Source organism: Allosphingosinicella sp. (assembly GCF_036570505.1).
Lineage (GTDB): Bacteria > Pseudomonadota > Alphaproteobacteria > Sphingomonadales > Sphingomonadaceae > Allosphingosinicella.
Genome location: NZ_DATCYB010000113.1, coordinates 84,705 through 101,990 on the forward strand (window position 1 = coordinate 84,705; position 17,286 = coordinate 101,990).

General features: G+C 62.5%; 15 protein-coding genes and 2 pseudogenes. 13 read left to right on the plus strand and 4 right to left on the minus strand.

Annotated features, from left to right (window positions below):
- Positions 1-12 precede the first annotated feature (12 nt).
- Both VIR62_RS14490 and VIR62_RS14495 read right to left on the minus strand, forming a co-directional pair.
- Entirely contained in the window at positions 13-1,398 is a 1,386-nt protein-coding gene (locus VIR62_RS14490; protein WP_431872399.1) for an O-antigen ligase family protein, read from the minus strand.
- A gap of 68 nt (positions 1,399-1,466) precedes the next feature.
- Positions 1,467-3,524, minus strand: a complete 2,058-nt coding sequence (locus VIR62_RS14495; protein WP_431872401.1) for a polysaccharide biosynthesis protein — start codon at positions 3,522-3,524, stop codon at positions 1,467-1,469.
- Positions 3,525-3,662: 138 nt separating this feature from the next.
- Here VIR62_RS14495 and cysD point away from each other — a divergent pair, with 138 nt between their 5' ends.
- From cysD to VIR62_RS14515, 4 genes are read left to right on the plus strand one after another with little or no spacing between them, the layout of a single operon-like run.
- A complete protein-coding gene (cysD, locus tag VIR62_RS14500) occupies positions 3,663-4,577 on the plus strand; it encodes a sulfate adenylyltransferase subunit CysD (protein WP_431872403.1) in 915 nt (304 codons plus the stop codon).
- Positions 4,577-6,478 (plus strand): sulfate adenylyltransferase subunit CysN, encoded by a 1,902-nt coding sequence (cysN, locus tag VIR62_RS14505; protein WP_431872405.1) that lies wholly within the window; start codon positions 4,577-4,579, stop codon positions 6,476-6,478. Before cysD ends, cysN begins: the two co-directional genes overlap by 1 nt.
- Entirely contained in the window at positions 6,475-7,200 is a 726-nt protein-coding gene (locus VIR62_RS14510; RefSeq protein ID WP_431872406.1) for a 3'(2'),5'-bisphosphate nucleotidase CysQ, read from the plus strand. Before cysN ends, VIR62_RS14510 begins: the two co-directional genes overlap by 4 nt.
- A gap of 19 nt (positions 7,201-7,219) precedes the next feature.
- Positions 7,220-8,299: a mannose-1-phosphate guanylyltransferase/mannose-6-phosphate isomerase gene (locus tag VIR62_RS14515; protein WP_431872408.1), complete on the plus strand. Its 1,080-nt coding sequence runs from the start codon at positions 7,220-7,222 to the stop codon at positions 8,297-8,299.
- On the opposite strand, the gene VIR62_RS14520 is transcribed toward VIR62_RS14515, so the two are convergent.
- Entirely contained in the window at positions 8,296-9,135 is an 840-nt protein-coding gene (locus VIR62_RS14520; protein WP_431872410.1) for a class I mannose-6-phosphate isomerase, read from the minus strand. The genes VIR62_RS14515 and VIR62_RS14520 overlap by 4 nt on opposite strands.
- A gap of 802 nt (positions 9,136-9,937) precedes the next feature.
- Here VIR62_RS14520 and VIR62_RS14525 point away from each other — a divergent pair.
- From VIR62_RS14525 to VIR62_RS14565, 9 genes and pseudogenes are all read left to right on the plus strand, one after another.
- Positions 9,938-10,462, plus strand: coding sequence for a helix-turn-helix transcriptional regulator (locus tag VIR62_RS14525; protein WP_431872411.1), 525 nt, complete (start codon positions 9,938-9,940; stop codon positions 10,460-10,462).
- Positions 10,463-10,763: 301 nt separating this feature from the next.
- Positions 10,764-11,342: a hypothetical protein gene (locus VIR62_RS14530; RefSeq protein ID WP_431872413.1), complete on the plus strand. Its 579-nt coding sequence runs from the start codon at positions 10,764-10,766 to the stop codon at positions 11,340-11,342.
- Positions 11,342-11,968, plus strand: a complete 627-nt coding sequence (locus VIR62_RS14535; RefSeq protein WP_431872415.1) for a hypothetical protein — start codon at positions 11,342-11,344, stop codon at positions 11,966-11,968. Before VIR62_RS14530 ends, VIR62_RS14535 begins: the two co-directional genes overlap by 1 nt.
- A gap of 39 nt (positions 11,969-12,007) precedes the next feature.
- Positions 12,008-13,120 carry a hypothetical protein gene (locus VIR62_RS14540; RefSeq protein ID WP_431872416.1) on the plus strand — a complete coding sequence of 371 codons (1,113 nt, stop codon included), beginning with the start codon at positions 12,008-12,010 and terminating at the stop codon, positions 13,118-13,120.
- Positions 13,121-13,277: 157 nt separating this feature from the next.
- A complete protein-coding gene (locus tag VIR62_RS14545) occupies positions 13,278-13,934 on the plus strand; it encodes a C39 family peptidase (protein ID WP_431872418.1) in 657 nt (218 codons plus the stop codon).
- Between the two features lie 160 nt (positions 13,935-14,094).
- The gene (locus tag VIR62_RS14550) at positions 14,095-14,835 is read left to right on the plus strand and encodes a hypothetical protein (protein ID WP_431872420.1); all 741 of its coding nucleotides are present in this window, start codon (positions 14,095-14,097) and stop codon (positions 14,833-14,835) included.
- 59 nt (positions 14,836-14,894) lie between these two features.
- The gene (locus tag VIR62_RS14555) at positions 14,895-15,479 is read left to right on the plus strand and encodes a peptidoglycan-binding domain-containing protein (protein WP_431872421.1); all 585 of its coding nucleotides are present in this window, start codon (positions 14,895-14,897) and stop codon (positions 15,477-15,479) included.
- 190 nt (positions 15,480-15,669) lie between these two features.
- Positions 15,670-16,881 carry a transporter gene (locus tag VIR62_RS14560; RefSeq protein WP_431872423.1) on the plus strand — a complete coding sequence of 404 codons (1,212 nt, stop codon included), beginning with the start codon at positions 15,670-15,672 and terminating at the stop codon, positions 16,879-16,881.
- A gap of 7 nt (positions 16,882-16,888) precedes the next feature.
- A pseudogene (locus tag VIR62_RS14565) lies at positions 16,889-17,129 on the plus strand (transposase); the annotation flags it as partial.
- A 33-nt stretch (positions 17,130-17,162) separates the two neighbouring features.
- Here the strand turns inward: VIR62_RS14565 and VIR62_RS14570 are convergent.
- Positions 17,163-17,286, minus strand: a pseudogene (locus VIR62_RS14570) (IS5/IS1182 family transposase); the annotation flags it as partial.

A 17,286-nucleotide genomic window follows, 5' to 3' on the forward strand; every position in this document is an offset into this window, starting at 1 on the left:
TTGGCATCTAGTTCAGTCATGGATAGCGCGAGATATGTGTCCCGCCGCATCGTCCCGAACTTCGCGACTAATAGACGGTCGGGCCGCGAATGCCATCCATATCATGGCGATAATGAAGACAGCCGACAATGATGGCACCCGCAGCGGGTAATCGACGATGCTGGCGATCCCCAGTATCAAAATGATGGCCGCGCCTAGGCGCCCCAGAAGGATGGACCGGCCCACCTCCGCCTCCCCACTGCGCAGACGGGTCACGCCAATCACCCACGCGACGATGCCTATCAAAAGCACCACTACCGCCGCCAGTCCGCCTTCCAGTACGAATTCGAGAAGATCGTTATGGGCGTGATTGACGTAAGCCACGGATAAAAGCTCGAAGGGCTCGTGCACCTTGTAGACATCGGGAAAGGTCCCCAAGCCTGCTCCAAAAGGAAAATAGGTTCCGATTATCTCCCAAATCGGTTGCAACAGCTGAAGACGCAGTTCTTCGGTTTCGTCTTTCATCAGCAGTCGATCGATGGCTTCTGCCCGCGACAGGAGAGCAGTCACACCGCCTAGACCGAGGACTGCGGCGCCGCCGATGACGTACTGCAAACGAAATTGGCGCGACGCCCATGCCTTCGGTTGATGCCTGCGGGGGTGACGATAAAGGAGAGCCCCGGCCAACAGCCCGATCACCCCCAGAACCAGCCCAGCCCTCGATCCGGTCACGAGAAGAAGCGGCAGAATAAAAAGGGCGACGCTGGCGCAGAGAGCAAACTTCAGTCGCATGCGCTCCGCCGATGGATGATCGATCGAGGCATAGACAGCTAGCATGGGAAATAGACACGCAAGCAGTGCCGCCTGATGGTTTCGATTGGCGAACAGTCCCACGGCCGATCCGTTGTTCGTGATTTCATAGAGATAGAGCGGACCGTCACGCGGGCCGATCGCCTGCGCGAGTCCTAGAACTCCGCTCATCAATCCGAGACCAATCAGGACGGGCAGAAGCGCTAACCGCTGCTCTCGACCCAATCGAGCTATAAGCAAAATCGTAGTGATGGGGATTAGCCAGGCAAACAAGCTGTTCCAGGTTCGGAATGGCACCAAGCTGATCGGCCGCCACGGTTGCTCGATTCCGGCTAACGGCGCCGCCAAAGCATAGAGTTCTCGCCCCGGCAATTCGGTCCAGATAGCGGGTGGCAGTGGGACCAGTTGCAGGATCATAATCAAGGGCACCATTGCCGCCAACAACAAAGGAGCGCGGACGGCGGCGATCTGCTCCCGCCTAAGCCCCCAAACGGCTATTCCCATGCATATTGCCGCCAATGGCCGCAATATGATGAGCGACTGGATGTCGGCTCGTGCGCCGCCCCCCATCAGGAAGACGGCCATCAAAAAGAAGACAGCTACCCACATGGGGTAGGAGGCCTGGATCGATCTACGCACGATTCTTAAGGACCACTTCGGAAGGATTGAAAATCAAGCTATTCGGCCGCGATATCGACAGACATTGGCTGGTTCTGGTGCACATCCGATGCACGATGAAAATCCGGGATGAGGCGTTGCAATATTGCGATCGCGTCCGCGTCGGCCTGCGCCGCGATGACGGCATCGAGCTCGTCCAGCTCCATTCTTAGGGTGTCCCAAAGCACATAGGCTTCATTCCCCTTCATGATGAGCGGGTGACTTGTCCGGGCAGGATCGCCGCTGATAAGAAGTTCCTCGAACAGCTTCTCGCCGGGGCGAAGGCCAATTTCATGAATTTCGATGTCCCCATCGGGATTCTCGTCGTCCCTGACCGTCAGCCCCGAAAGCTCGATCATGTTTCTGGCGAGGTCCCGAATGCGAATGGGGTCACCCATATCCAGCAGGAAAACCTCGCCCCCTTTCGCCATGGCGCCCGCTTGGACCACAAGCTGTGCGGCCTCCGGAATGAGCATGAAATAGCGAGTCATGTTCCGATGGGTAATAGTGATGGGTCCGCCTTCGGCGATCTGCCTGCGAAAGAGAGGCACCACCGATCCGCTTGATCCCAGCACATTGCCGAACCGGACCATGGAGAAACGGGTTGCGCTTCCCGAGGCTGCAAGCGCCTGGAGCACCATCTCGGCCAGCCGCTTGCTCGCGCCCATGACGTTGGTGGGGCGCACTGCCTTGTCCGTGGATATGAGAACGAAATTCGGGACCGACAGAGCGTCGGCCAGTCGGGCCATCGTAAGGGTGCCGAATACATTGACCCTTATTCCCTCGCCGGGATTATGCTCGACCAGCGGCACATGCTTATAGGCTGCCGCATGCAGAATGATATGCGGCGGACGGGAGCGCAGCAGGCGATCCATTCGGCTGGCATCACATACCGATCCGAGAAATGGCACGATGTCCACGTCGATCTGCGCTGCCTCAGCCAACCGCCGGAGCTCTCCATCAATCTGATAAAGCGCGAATTCGCTATGATCGACGAGCATCAGACATTTGGGCGCGAAGGCCAGCACCTGCCTGCACAACTCGCCGCCGATCGACCCTCCGGCCCCGGTTATGAGAACGACCTTGCCGAGAATATTCTCTTCAAGAAGCGCGCGGTCCGGCTTCACCGCGCCGCGCCCGAGCAGGTCTTCGATATCGAGATCATGCAAATCGCTGACCTGGACTTTGCCATGCGCCAGGTCCATGACGCCCGGTAGCGACTGAACCTTGACGGGAAGGCTCTTCAGACTCTCGATGATCTCGGCCCGACGCCGCCGTCCCACCGAAGGAACCGCAAGCATTATGTGCGTGATCCTGCGGCTGGCGACGACTTCCGCCACCTCGGGCATAGAAAAGACCGGATAGGCGTCGATCGTCCGGCCCGCCAGATCGGGATTGTCGTCGATGTAACCGATCACCGTCATTTCACGGCCCGACCGCGCCGCCGAAGCCAGTTGCCGCCCCGCCATGCCCGCGCCGTAGATCAATACACGCGAAGTCTCCCTGCCAATCCGGCCGTAACCGCGAAAAATCTCGCTTGCGACCAGGCGACCAGCGACAAGCAACAGGAACAGGATGATCGGAAGCAGCAGCCCGATCGTTCGGGGAACGCCTTCAATTCCCCATAGCGTGAAGATCGTCGAATAGGGGATCGCGAAGAAAGCGCTCGCCCGGGCAAGGCGCAGGATGGCGGCCGAGCCGATGTGGCGGAAAACGGCCCTGTAGCTGCCAAGCATCGCAAGAGTCGGGATGCTTATCATCATGGCGACCAGCGTCGCTACGACCAGCGGCGTCGATGCCATGGGAATATACCCAACACGAAGATATATCGCGAGAAGCATCGCCAGAATACAGGCGCCACAATCGAACCCGATTACTATCAGCACCTTCGACGGGCGCCTCAGGCTTCTCAGCCAGTCTATCAGCGATCCTGCTGTGTCTCTAAGCTGCCGGCGTTTCATCGTTGTTGGTCCATGTGCGGCCGCCCGAGCAGCCCCCTTTTTGAGTCCGCCTATTAGCCCTACGCACGGCAGTGTCAAAGCGCCGGATGCGCCTTTTCGGCGCAGCACGGGCGGCATTCCGGTCCAATCGAGTACGTAAGCCGGGGAATATACCGCTTCTTCGGCCGGTCAGGGACCGTCGTCCGGAAACTGCTTGCTTCGAATGTGCCGTCAGCCGATGCTCGCGAAACATCTCACCGATAATGTGAACCCTTCATGATCCCGGAGCCCGAGACGAAACCCCTCACCCATTTGCAGCGGCTTGAGGCGGAGAGCATCCACATCTTCCGTGAGGTCGCCGCCGAGGCGGCCAAGCCTGCAATGCTCTATTCGATCGGCAAGGACAGCGCGGTCATGCTGCACCTCGCCCGCAAGGCCTTCTATCCGGCCCCGCCGCCCTTTCCGCTGCTTCATGTCGATACGATGTGGAAGTTTCGCGCCATGTACGAGATGCGCGACCGTATGGCGGCGGAAGCGGGCATGGAGCTCATCGTCCACCGCAATCCCGACGCCGAAGCCAAGGGCATCAACCCGTTCGACCATGGCCCGCTCCACACCGTCATGTGGAAGACGGAAGGTCTCAAGCAGGCGCTGGATCGCTACGGGTTCGACGCGGCCTTCGGCGGCGCCCGGCGGGACGAGGAGAAGAGCCGGGCCAAGGAGCGGATTTTCTCCTTCCGCTCGGCCAACCACCGCTGGGACCCGAAAAATCAGCGGCCGGAGCTCTGGCGTCTCTACAATGCCCGCAAGTCCAGGGGCGAGAGCATCCGCGTCTTCCCCCTCTCCAACTGGACCGAGCTCGACGTATGGGAATACATCCATCTGGAAGGGATTCCCATCGTGCCGCTCTATTTCACGGCGCCGCGGCCCACGGTGGAGCGCGACGGCCTCATTCTCATGGTCGACGACGAGCGGTTCCCCTTGGGGAAGGGCGAGGAGCCGGTGATCCGCTCGATCCGGTTCCGCACGCTCGGCTGCTATCCCTTGACCGGCGCTATCGAGAGCCGCGCAGCGACCCTTCCCGAGATTATCCAGGAGATGCTGCTTACCACCACCTCGGAGCGTCAGGGCCGCGCCATCGACCAAGACGAGGCCGGCATGGAGAAGAAGAAGCAGGAGGGCTATTTCTGATGACCCTTCAGTTTTTCGGATCAGCCGACCGGATGGACGACAACATCGACGCCTATCTCGAGCAGCATCAGCATAAGAGCCTTCTCCGCTTCATCACCTGCGGCAGCGTCGACGACGGCAAATCGACGCTGATCGGCCGGCTTCTCTACGATTCCAAAATGATCTTCGAGGATCAACTCGCCGCTCTGGAGGCGGACTCGCGGCGGCACGGGACGCAAGGGCAGGAGATCGACTTCGCCCTCCTGGTCGACGGCCTCGCCGCGGAGCGCGAGCAGGGCATCACCATCGACGTCGCTTATCGCTTTTTCGCCACCGACAAGCGCAAGTTCATCGTCGCCGACACGCCCGGCCACGAGCAATATACGCGCAACATGGTGACCGGCGCCTCCACCGCCGACCTTGCCGTCATCCTCGTCGACGCGCGCAAGGGGGTGCTGACTCAGACTCGTCGACACAGCTATCTCGCGAACCTGCTCGGCATCCGCAACATCGCGCTGGCGGTGAACAAGATGGATCTGGTCGGCTATGACCAGGCTCGTTTCGAGGAGATCGTCGCCGACTATCGCGCCTTCGCGGAGCAGATCGGCATCGACCAGTTCGCCGCCTTTCCCGTCTCGGGTCTCAGGGGCGACAATATCACCGCCCTCTCCGACGCCACACCCTGGTATCGCGGCCCGGCCCTCCTCGACCATCTGGAATCGATATCACTCGACCAGGACGCCCTCCGCTCCGCGCCCTTTCGCATGGCCGTGCAATGGGTGAACCGTCCGAACCATGAATTCCGCGGCTTCAGCGGACTGATCGCCAGCGGCAGTATCAGACCGGGTGACGCCGTCCGCCTCCTCCCCTCCGGACGCACATCGACGATCAGCCGCATCGTCACGATGGACGGCGATCTGGACGCTGCCGTCGCAGGCCAGTCGATCACCCTCACCTTGGCGGACGAACTGGATTGCTCGCGTGGCGACCTGATCGCGGCCGCCGACGCGCCGCCCGAGATCGCCGACCAGTTCGAGGCGACGATCGTCTGGATGGGAGAGGAGCCGCTGCTCCCCGGCCGCTCCTACTGGCTGAAGATCGGCGCGACCACGGTGATCGCCTCGGTCAACGAGCTCAAGCACGAAGTGAACGTCAACACGCTGGAGCGGCGCGCGGCGAAGACGCTTTCGCTGAACGGCATCGGCGTCGCCACCCTCTCCACCGACCGCCCCCTGCCCTTCACACCCTATGCAGAGAACCACGATCTCGGCGGTTTCATCCTCATCGATCGCCTGACCAACGCCACGGTGGGCGCCGGCATGATCCATTTCGCGCTGAGGCGCGCGCACAACATCCATTGGCAGCATCTGGAGGTCGATCGGGCGGCGCATGCCCGCCTCAAGAATCAGGGTCCGCGCGTGCTGTGGTTCACCGGCCTCTCCGGCGCTGGCAAATCGACCATAGCCAATTTGGTCGAGAAGAAGCTGCACGGCTTGGGACGGCACACTTTCCTGCTCGACGGCGACAATGTCCGCCACGGACTTAACAAGGATCTCGGCTTCACCGACGTCGATCGCGTCGAGAATATCCGCCGCGTCGGGGAGGTCGCGAAGCTCATGGCCGACGCCGGCCTCATCGTTCTGTGCGCCTTCATCTCGCCCTTCCGGGCGGAACGCCGCATGGTGCGCGAGATGATGAAGGAAGACGAGTTCATGGAGGTATTCGTCGACACGCCGCTAGCCGAGGCCGAGAAACGCGACGAGAAGGGCCTCTACAAGAAGGCCCGGCGCGGCGAGCTCGCCAACTTCACTGGCATCGACAGTCCCTATGAGCCGCCCGAGCGGGCGGAGATACGGATCGACACGACCCGGCTATCGGCCGAGCAGGCCGCGGACCTCATCGTCGACAGGCTCTTGGCATGACCGATGCGGAGCTCGCCGCCGAGCTGGCAGGATCGACCGGCGAAATCCTGCTGGCGATCAGGAAGGCGGGCCTCCTGCACGGGCGCGCGCTCGGTATCGCCGGCGACAAGATAGCCAATCACTATATTCTCGACGCCCTCCGGGCCCAGCGTCCCGACGACGGCATCCTGTCCGAAGAGAGCGTCGACACCACGGAGCGCTTGACCCATGAGCGGGTCTGGATCATCGACCCGCTCGATGGCACGCGCGAATATCGCGAAGGGCGCGCGGACTGGGCGGTTCATATTGCCCTCAGCATCAACGGCGACCCCGCGGTCGGGGCCGTCGCACTGCCCGCCCAAGGGATACTTTTCCGATCGGACGCGCCTCCCGTCGTGCCGAAGGCGCCGTCGGGGCCGCTGCGCCTTCTCGTCAGCCGCACCCGTCCACCGTCGGAGGCCGACCGGGTAGCGGCGGCGCTGGGGGCAGAGCTGGTGCCGATGGGCTCGGCGGGGGCGAAGGCGATGGCAGTCCTGCTCGGGACCGGCGACGTCTATCTTCATGCGGGCGGCCAATATGAGTGGGACAATTGCGCCCCCGCCGCCGTCGCGCTTTCGGCGGGCCTCAATGCTACACGCCTCGACGGAGCGCCGCTGGAATATAACCGGCCGGACCCGCGCTTGCCGGACCTTTTGATCTGTCCGCCGGCGCTGGCGGGCCCGGTGCAGGCGGCGCTGGCATGACCGACAGGCGGAGTGGACCATGCCGAGGCCGCTGATCCAGCCGGTGATCCTGTGCGGCGGCGCCGGGCAGCGTCTATGGCCGCTTTCCCGCCCGGAAAAGCCGAAGCCGCTGCTGCCCTTGGTCGGCGAAAGAACGATGCTTCAGCGCACGGCCGACCGGGTGAACGACCGCACGCGCTACGGCGCGCCGATTATCGTCTGCGGCGCCCCGCATGCGCGGCAGGTCGAGGATCAGCTTGCCGAAGCAGGCTCCGCGCCGGCCATGATGATCGTCGAACCGGTCGGCCGAAATACGGCACCAGCGATCGCGCTGGCCGCCGCCAGCGTCGCGGCCGACACACCGCTGCTGGTGATGCCCAGCGACCATGTGGTGGAAAAAACCGAGCCGTTCCGACGCGCCGTCGATCTCGCCCTTACCGCGGCGCTCGATGGCCGGATCATCACCTTCGGCATCGAGCCGACACGGCCGGAAATCGGCTATGGCTATATTCGCATCGGCGGCAGGCTCTCCGTCGGCGTGCACACGACAGACGGGTTCGTCGAAAAACCGAACCTCATGAAGGCCGAGGCCTTTCTGGCTGAAGGCGGATATCTGTGGAACGCGGGCATTTTCCTGTTCCGCGCCGGCGACTATCTGGCCGCGCTAGCCCGTCATGGCCCTGCGATACTGGAGGCTGCGCAAAGGTCGCTCGAGTTCGCCCGAAGGGACGGCATCCATATCCGCCCCGACCCGGAAGCGTTCGGCGCCGCCCCCTCCCTCTCCATAGACTATGCCGTCATCGAGAAGGCTGATCGTGTGGCGGTCGCGCCGGTCGACATGGGCTGGTCCGATATCGGCAGCTGGGATGCGGTCTACGACTTCAGCGACAAGGATGCGGAGGGAAATGCCCTCTCCGGCAATATCTTGGCGCTCGGCGCGGAAGGCTCGTTGATCCATTCGGACGGACCCACCGTCGCCGCGATAGGCGTCAAGGACCTGCTGATCCTGGTCAGCGGAGAGTCCGTTCTCGTCTTGCCGCGCGGAGAAAGCCAGAAGGTAAAGGAAATAGCCGATCTTGTGGCCAAGCGCCCTCCGGACGCAGGGCCCGGCTCCAGCTAGCCGATCAGGTCCGGAATATAGTCGCTCGCCTCATAGGCGACCAGGATGTCGCCTGCGCCGATCTCCAATCGAGCGGGTCGATCCGCTATCCATACATGCCCCGTCTCGAGCGGCTCGCCGCCGATTTCTCCACCGTCTGCAAGAGGGATGATCCAGATCGGCAGGGTCGCGCTTGCCTTCAGCACACCGCTTATGCCGTGGCTCCAGCGTTCGACGACGAAAGCCCCCCCTTCGGCCAAGACGGCACGGCCGCTACCCAGGTCACGGCTGGCTTCCGACGGTTCGAACGGAACAGGGTCGGCGACCGCTACGGCTTCGTCGAGGTGCAGCTCTCGCTCGCGGCCATAATCGTACAGCCGGTAGGTTGCGTCGACATTTTGCTGCACTTCGACCAGGACGAGGCTGGCTCCCAACGCGTGAATGGTGCCGGCCGGCGAATAATAGAAGTCGCCCGCCGCGGCCGGCCGCCAGTCGACAAGCTCCATGATCGACCCGTCCATCGCTGCCAGGCGCAGCGCGGCCCGCGAGGTGCTTTTCTTGAGGCCGAGCCCGATCATGGCATCCTCATCCGCCTCGGTGATGAACCAGGCCTCGTCCTTGCCGCCGGCATTGCCGGCCGCCTGCCCCGCCTCGTTCCCCGGATGGACCTGGATCGACAGCCGCTCCGAGGTGAAGAGATATTTGACGAGGAGCGGCCGATGGGAGCCAGCGTTGTCCTCGAACCAGATTTCGCCGATCGGGTGCGCGCCGTCGGCCATGGACGCGAAGCAGGGTGGCAGATCGCGCCGGCCCCATGGCTTTTCAATAGCGCGGCGAGTTAAACGCTTGGGGTTCATGCCTCTCTCCCTACGGCCCCATCTTTGTAATCCCACCCGCCTTTCCCTGCGACAATGAGTCGGATATCCCGGGCCGCTATATCCCCAAAGCGCAAATCGGCCGTTAACCCCGGAAATTCGGCGCATCTTTGGACCAGCTGGGTGGATCGCCATGGGCGCGGGGTTCCTGCTTTCGCACTACCCAGGTCGCTAACGAGGTGTTCGAGCAACGCTGACAGAAGGAACCTCAATCTTCTTTGACAGCAGCGAATTCCGGCATGTGAGCGCGAGTCATCTTGCTGCTGCGGTAGACTCGTTCTCGTGCGAACTTGTTATCACATTGCGGTCGTTACGACCTTCTGAAATAGCCACGTCTTGCCTGACGCCGACGCGACATTAATCCGACCTCTGCAGCGCCGCTTCCGATCGCGCCACGCCATGATGACTCTTTGTCGAATGCGCGCGGTATCTTTGTTTGTACTGCTCGCCTTGATTGGTACCGCTCACCGTCCGATAGAGCTAACGATGAGGGACGAGAGCCTATTCCTCTCGGTTTTGTAATGTGATAACCTGTTTGCTTCGGTCAACATTCTGACCGGGGTTCAATTAGTAGCTTAGCGTGAAAGCGCGCCTTGGCGGAATCGCTCGGGTGGGAGGACGTGCTATGGCCAATTCAAGGATTTTCTTTGGAACACGATCGGACAACGGAATCGTAAACGATTGGACGATCGCGTCTCTTCATTTGTCGCCAACGCCGGGGACGGATCAAGATCATGTCCTAGAGGGCATCGCTCCGGAAGACTGGCTCAAATGCTGGAGCACGTTGGACGATCGGGCACGGCTCGTCGTCGACGGAACGCGGACTCTACTCTGCGCCGACAAGCGCGGCAGGTTGGTGCTGAGACCCGGCGGCGGACTGAGACTGCGCGACCGCCGAGTTGAACCCGCCAACGCCGCGGATCTTCCAGCATTTGAGGATTTGATGTTGTCGAAGTCCAGCAGCGAATCATTATGCCTGAACGGAAGCCATGGCTGCGGGCACCTTATCCTTCAGGCCGTGAAAATCTCCGAAAGCAGGGGCAAGAGACTTGTCGGAATCGCGATCCGAAACGTCGTCGGCACCTTCAACCCGCGCTGGACCGATCTCAAGCGCGCTTTTCACCTCACGCAAGCGGAGGACCAGGTGGTGAAGTCCCTGCTCGGCGGATCGAGTGCGGAGCAGATAGCGGAGATGCACGGTTTGTCGCTCGACACGATCAGAACCCATATCCGTCATGCCTATGACAAGCTCCAAGTCTCGTCGCGCGAGCAGATGTGGCACAGGCTGGCTCCTTACCGCCTCAACTGAGCCGTTTCAGAGATTGTCCGCCATACACCTGATTTTACATGGAAAACCGCGACAGGCTGATACATTTCTGCAGCAGCGTCACGGACTTTATTGATATCAATGGGTGTTTGGGCAGCGGCAAGCCATTTCGTCATCAAGATCATCTCACCACAAATTGTGACGCGACTCGGGTAAATCACGGATAAAGTTCCCAATGTAGCGTCAGGACCATTACCCAGTCAGACCGTAATAAATTCGGAGTCCATAGGGACTCCGACGACGGCCTAATGTTGTCCTGCCGCCAGAGAATAGGGAGGACTTCGTGAGGATCAGCCTTCTCCAATCGATTGTGCGCGCCCGACCGGCCATCGGCCGGTCGCTGCTGGTGCTGGGCTCCGTGTTGATCGTGACCGTCGCGCCGCTCGCCATCGCCCCGGCCCATGCGCAGGGCATGAAGGACAACGGACTGTCAGGGCAAACCACCGTGGCGCCACGTGCGTCGATCATCCTTCAGCGCGACGTGCCGACGCGAAACATCGCCAAGGCCTATGAGCCCGGAATCGTGACATTCGCCATGACCGATCCCGGCGTGGAGGCCTTCACCGACGAGATCGACGACCTCATTCCGATAAGCGACGTCAAAAGCGCCACCATGAGCGCCGGCCTGCCCCTCGCCACCGCCCTTCCCTCGGCCGGCAGCACGATCGACGTCGATCTAAATTCGTCATTGTCCGGCGCGCTGGTCAGGGGCGTTCCGGATGCGGTGCAGATGCCGGGCAGCGCGTTCGGCGATGCCATCGGCGGTGCGACGGGAGCGCTGAACAGCGCCGTCGGCGCGGGTATGAATGCGCTTCAGGGCGCGATGGCGCCGCTATCGAATCTTCCGGGCGGAGGCAATTGATGCTCGGCCGCATCGGCCGCGCGGCATCGTTCCGTCGCCTCTTCCTGTCGGCGGCGGCGTTCGCCGCGCTCGCCTTACCCCCCGAGGTGGCGCTCGCCCAACCGGCGGACTCCGCCATCATCGGCGGCCACGACCATCAGGGGTCCGCCGGGAACATCGGAGTTAATGCTGCCGCCGGCAACAACAACCAGCAGGCCAACGCCGCCGCAATCGCACTGGGCGAAACGAGCATCGCGACGGGCATCGTCATCCAGCATCAGGGCGAGACGTCGCGCGGCCGGAATGGCACGGCGACCTCGCTGATCGAAGGTGGCGCCTTCGCCAACAGCAGCGGCCGCATCGCCGTCAACGTCGCCGGCGGCTCTGACAATCAGCAGGCCAATCTGGCGCTTATCGCATTGGGATCAGAGGGGCAGGTCGCGACCGCATCAGCGCTCAGCCAGACCCGCGCCTCGCAACAGCCGATCGGCGAGCTTGCCGAAACCGAGGCCCCCGCGGCCGTGACCGGGATCAGCCCGGGCGCTTTCGAGGGCAGCAGCGGTCTTGTGCAAGTGAACCTAGTCGGGGGCGAAAGGAACACTTCCGCCAATGTTTTCGCGCTGTCCATTCCGGGTGGCGCGAACTGACGGGGCCCGAAGGGCCCGGTTAACAAAAGGAGAACGACAGTGAGAAAGGAACTGCTTTTAACCGGGATCGCCGCGGTCGCCGTGGCGACTGCCTCGGGAACGGCGAACGCTCAGCTGAGCGGCAGCGCCGAAGGCCATATCGCCTACAACAACAACATCGACACGAGCGTGGTGACCGACGTCACCTTCACCAAGAATGTGGCCCTCGCGGGCGAAATCAGGCTCGACGGTGACATCGACGTCAACAGCGCAGCGGTGGCGGTGGTCGACAACAAGCAACTGCTGATCGACAACGCCGTCACGTTCCGCGAGGAAAGCCAGACGGGCGGGCGCACTGAAACGGTTGATGAAAACAACCAAGGCGAATTGAATGACGGCGAGCCGGACACCGAGGGCGGTGTCTCCGGCACCGTCGACGACGACGGCGGTTATTTCGGCGATCTCGACGACGACAATGACGGTCTCGCGGACAATGGCGAAGCCGATGTCGGCCACTTCTCGCCGATCATCAACGTCGTGGGTGACATCGACGTCAGCAACGGCGCCGGCAATGCCGGCATCAACGCCGCCGCCGGTTATTACAACCAGCAGGAGAACGTCGCGGCGATCGCGGCCTCCGAGTTCGACGATTCTGAGGCCGAACCCGATTCCGGTGGCATGGCCGAAGCGTCGATCACGGCCGCCCAAGGCAGCCTCGGCAACTTCTGGGGGCCGTCCGACGACACCAATGAACGGGACGCAGAGGGTAACGAGCTCACCGGCGTGGCGAATGACGTCCGCGACCGCAACATCGCGGGCAATCCGGACGTCACCGGCAACACCGGCAATCTCGGCGTCAACGTCGCGGCCGGCGCGTTCAACCAGCAGAAGAACGCGCTCGCCATCGCTTCGGCGTCGAACGCCTCGATGGCCGAGGCCAGCGCCGCTGTCATTCAGGCGGGCATCGGCAACGAGGTGCTGGCGGTGGACAGCCAGAACCTCACCGGGACGGCGACGATCACCAACAACACCGGCAATCTGGGCGTGAACCTGGCGGCCGGCGTCGGCAACCAGCAAATCAACTCGCTGGCGATCGCCTTCTCGTCGGGCGCCGGGACGGGCACGCCTCCGCCTCCGCCTCCGCCCCCGCCTCCGTCTCCGCCGCCAGTCTAATCGGCGATGGATCGAGGGAAGCCGCTCACCCCCCGCGGCTTCCCTCCTTTTTCGGCGGGAGAGTATTTTGATGCCAACAAACAAAGTTCCTGCTTTCAATCCTATTGCGACTGGCCGCGCGGCCGCTCTTTTGCTTGCGTGCGCCACCTCGGCCTGCATGACGGCGCCGGCGGGCGATGCGCGGATATGGATGGGGCAGGTCGCCGAAGGCCGGCAGACCTTCTCCAAGCCGGTCAAGAGCTGGAAGGAACTCAAATTCACCAATCTCGTCCGGCAGCAGACCGACTTCAGCTGCGGCGCCGCGGCGCTGGCGACGATATTCAACTATGCCTATGGGCGCGAGACGACCGAGCAGCAGGTTCTCGTCAACATGCTCAAGGTCTCGGACCCCGAAATCGTGCGCGACAAGGGCTTCTCGCTGCTCGACATGAAGAATTACACCCAGGCGATCGGCATGGCGAGTGAAGGCTATGAAGTACCCTATGAGGCGCTTCGCCAGCTCAAGGTGCCGGCCATCGTCCTTCTGAACATTAAAGATTACAAGCATTTCGTCGTCGTCCGTAAGGCGGAGGACGATCGCATACACATCGCCGATCCGGCGCTCGGGAATCGGGTGATGGGGCGCGGCGATTTCGAGGAGGCGTGGAACGGCGTCGTCTTCGTCATCGTCGGCGAGGGCTTCAACCCGAACACAGTGCTGATGGACCCGCCGCCGCCCCTGTCGGCGCGACGCTTGTTCGAGATGCGATCGCCCGTCCCCAACGCCGAGGTTTACGATTTCGGCTTCGGACCGGCGTTCAACTTCGTGCTGTGAAAGGATCGGGATCATGATCGGCTGTGGAAGGGGAACGGATCGGTCTCCACCGCCTCGGCCTCGCGCCCCCGCGAAAAAGCTGTGGCTACTGTGCCTGGCGACCAGCTTTCCTGTTCTCGCCGGCTTCGCGCCGCCTTCGACCGGAATCGAGGGGCTGGGGGTGAAGGTCCCCGACGCCGAGCTCGCCGAAATGCGCGGCAAGTTCATCAACTCGAGGGGCGTCTCCTTCTTCGGCCTGCAGCTGCAGACGAGTTGGCAGGGAACCGACGGGGTCACGACCTATGCGACGGTCCTGTTCAGCGTCGATTTCGCCTCACTGGCCGGCCAGGCTCAAGGCGCCGCGCCTCGGCTGCTGGTCGGCTGGAGCCGCGCCTGCGACGGCTGTGGCGATTCCGCGATGGACGTGACGACCTTCGGGCCGGCGGCCGCGGATGATTATGTCGCGATCGACACGTCCGCCGGCGGCCTTCCGGTCGGCGGCCTCAGCACGGTGCAGGGCGCGGTGCAGAGCCAGAATATCAGCGGCTCCGACAACAGAGTCCGCAACGACATGCAGATCGCGGTCGTGCCGGCGAGCGCGTTGCCGACGTTGAAGGCGACCGAGGGACTGACCGAGGTGACCTCCAGCGCATCGGAAACCTTTTCCGATGGCGACGCGGTTCATGTGCTGCTCGGATCCAATTCGCTTATGCTGGCGATGTCCAGCGGCCAGGGACCGGATGCCGTCAGGCAAGGGGTCGACGGCGTCTTCAGCCAGGCGGCCCAGCATGTGCTGCTCGCGAGCGATTTCAACAGCATCCACAACAGCATTGGGATCACGATCGGCCTCAACGAGCTGATGCAGGCGGATGCGCTGCGCGCGCAGGCTGCCCTGTCCGCGATGAAGGGACGCGGGTTCTGACAGGTAATCGCAAGCGGCGGAGGGAAGACATGCCTGATAAGCGAATTGTCCAAGGAGGGGTGACCCTCGCAATTTGTGTGGGATTGCTCGGATGGGCCTCGGCGGCGCGGGCCGGCACGCAGAGCGGCGTCTTCGCGGTCGAGGAGGCCGGGCGCGCGCTCTGCCCCGTCTTCGTGAAGGCGCGGGCCGAGAAATCCGAAGCCTATGCCCGTTACGTCGGCTTCATCGAAGGTTATCTGACGGCGGCGAACCGCTATGAGCCAAACACCTTCGACCTCACGCCCTGGCACAATGCCAATGCCTTCGCGCTCATCCTCTACAAACATTGTCAAAAGGAGGAGAACGCCAAGGACGCGCTCGCGATGGTCGCGCAAAAGCTGGTCCTCGCCATGAAACCGTTCCGACTGGCCGACTTCTCCAAGATGGTGGAAGTTGGCGAGGGAGCCGACAACGCCCTCCTTTATGAGACCGTTCTGAAGCGAGCCCAGACTGAGCTCTCCCGAAAGGGACTATATCGTGGCGAAGTCGACGGCAAGTTCTCGGCCTCAACTAAGGCGGCTTTGACTGAATTTCAGCGTTTGGCAAAGCTGCAGCCCAGTGGTATACCCGATCCGGCGACTTTGTGGGTTCTCTTGAACCCGTAAGGTCAAGTTAAGAAGATGGAAAGCCGAGCGATTAGATAATAAAACAATGATAGTTTGGGGGGTGCGCATGCGTCGGTCATCCAAATTCCTGTTATCAGCCGCCCTGCCCCTCACACTTGCATTGGCCGCGCCCGCCGGAGCGCAAGTCGTTTCAGCCGTCGAGGAGGATCTTCGGCGACAACTAGAAGAGATGCAGGTCCGGAACGCGGATTCGCAGGCCCGGATCGAGGCTCTTGAGGAGCGGCTGGGGGCATTGGAGGCCGCCACCGGGCTGGCGACGCAGGACGCGGACCTCCTTTCCGATGAGGATCAGGCAACCCTTCGCGGGCGCGGCGATCCCCGCTCGCTGCAGCCGCGGCGTTACGGCGACACGGTGGCGCTCCAGACCGAAGGGCCGGCAGGCGCAGCGGACGCAGTCGCGGTCGAGGAGCCGGATCGGAAGACGCCAGCGCCCTCCGAAGCGGTCGAAACCGTCACCGAGGTCGAACAAGGCATTTTCGGCGACCGGCTCAGTTTCGAGGCCGGCGTTACCTACTCGCATTTCGACGACGCTCAGATCAATCTCAGCGGCTTCCTGGCCCTGGACGCCATTTTCCTGGGCCGGATTAGCCTGGACGAGATCACTGCCGACGTGATCACAACGGAATTCGTCACGCGCTATGGCCTGACGGACCGGCTCCAGTTCGATGTCAGCGTTCCTTATCTTTTCCGCCATTCCAACTTCCAATCCGCCGGGGCGGGCGGAAGCGCCTCCGGAACTGCGGAAGTGGACGTCACCGGATCCGGCTTGGGCGATATCAGCGTGGGCGCGAGCTATCGGTTGCTGAGAGAGACGTTCAGGCGCCCGGACGTCGTCCTCAACGCCCGGGTGAAGGCGCCGACGGGCGAGCATCCGTTCGGCGTAGAACTGGTCGAGATTCCGGGAACGGCCGGCAATCTCAAAGTGCCTGAACGCCTTTCCACAGGAAGCGGGGTGTGGGGCGCCTCGGCCGGCATCTCCGTTCTAAAAACCCTCGATCCGATGGTCGTCTTCGGCAGCCTTACCTATTTCTATAACTTCAGCCAACATTTCCGCGACATCGACGAAGCTTTGGGCAACCAACCCGGCAGCACGAAAATCGGCGACGCCATACAATATGGAGCCGGCGTCGCCTTCGCCCTCAACGAGCGATCCAGCCTCAGCCTCTCATTCACCCAGCGCTTCGGTGAGCGAACGACGATCCGCCGCGATGGCGGGAGCAGTCAAGTCATCGTCGGCAGTCAGTCGAATGTCGGCCTATTCAATGTCGGCGCGACATTCTCCCTTTCCGACAAGATCGCCCTGCTAACCAACCTCGGCGTCGGAATGACCAGTGACGCCCCCGACATGGTGCTCAGCGTTCGCGTGCCGTTCCGGTTCTGACAGGCGCCTCGACAATCTCGGCAGCCACAAAGGCGAGGCGGTCCGCAAGGCGATCCGAGCGGTCGGCGCCAGGCTGCTCTCCTCCCGCCCTACAGCCCAGACCTCAATCCGATCGAACAGGTCTTCGCCAAAAGCGGCCGAGCGCTCCGTCGAGGTAACCTGGCGGCGCATCGGAGCACTCCTCGACGCCTTCACCCCCCAGTGAATGCGCAAACTACCTTGCCAATGCAGGCTATGCGTCTACCTAAAAGGCGGAATGCTCTAAGAGCCCGTCTTGAATCTCATGCGTAACGAGCGAGGCGCCTGACGAGGACGATAGCGGCAGCGGCGTAGAGGAACGCGGTAGCCGAGCGGATGGAGTGCTCGAAGTCCTTGGCGAGGCGGCGGTTGCGATTGATCCAGGCG

What these genes read in the sequence shown, in the direction of transcription:
- VIR62_RS14560 (WP_431872423.1), top strand. Translation starts at nt 15,670, where the DNA reads ATGCAGGTCCGGAACGCGGATTCGCAGGCCCGGATCGAGGCTCTTGAG.
- VIR62_RS14545 (WP_431872418.1), top strand. Translation starts at nt 13,278, where the DNA reads ATGACGGCGCCGGCGGGCGATGCGCGGATATGGATGGGGCAGGTCGCC.
- VIR62_RS14535 (WP_431872415.1), top strand. Translation starts at nt 11,342, where the DNA reads ATGCTCGGCCGCATCGGCCGCGCGGCATCGTTCCGTCGCCTCTTCCTG.
- VIR62_RS14495 (WP_431872401.1), bottom strand. Translation starts at nt 3,524, where the DNA reads ATGCCGCCCGTGCTGCGCCGAAAAGGCGCATCCGGCGCTTTGACACTG.
- VIR62_RS14520 (WP_431872410.1), bottom strand. Translation starts at nt 9,135, where the DNA reads ATGAACCCCAAGCGTTTAACTCGCCGCGCTATTGAAAAGCCATGGGGC.
- cysD (WP_431872403.1), top strand. Translation starts at nt 3,663, where the DNA reads ATGATCCCGGAGCCCGAGACGAAACCCCTCACCCATTTGCAGCGGCTT.
- VIR62_RS14515 (WP_431872408.1), top strand. Translation starts at nt 7,220, where the DNA reads ATGCCGAGGCCGCTGATCCAGCCGGTGATCCTGTGCGGCGGCGCCGGG.
- VIR62_RS14490 (WP_431872399.1), bottom strand. Translation starts at nt 1,398, where the DNA reads ATGTGGGTAGCTGTCTTCTTTTTGATGGCCGTCTTCCTGATGGGGGGC.
- cysN (WP_431872405.1), top strand. Translation starts at nt 4,577, where the DNA reads ATGACCCTTCAGTTTTTCGGATCAGCCGACCGGATGGACGACAACATC.
- VIR62_RS14510 (WP_431872406.1), top strand. Translation starts at nt 6,475, where the DNA reads ATGACCGATGCGGAGCTCGCCGCCGAGCTGGCAGGATCGACCGGCGAA.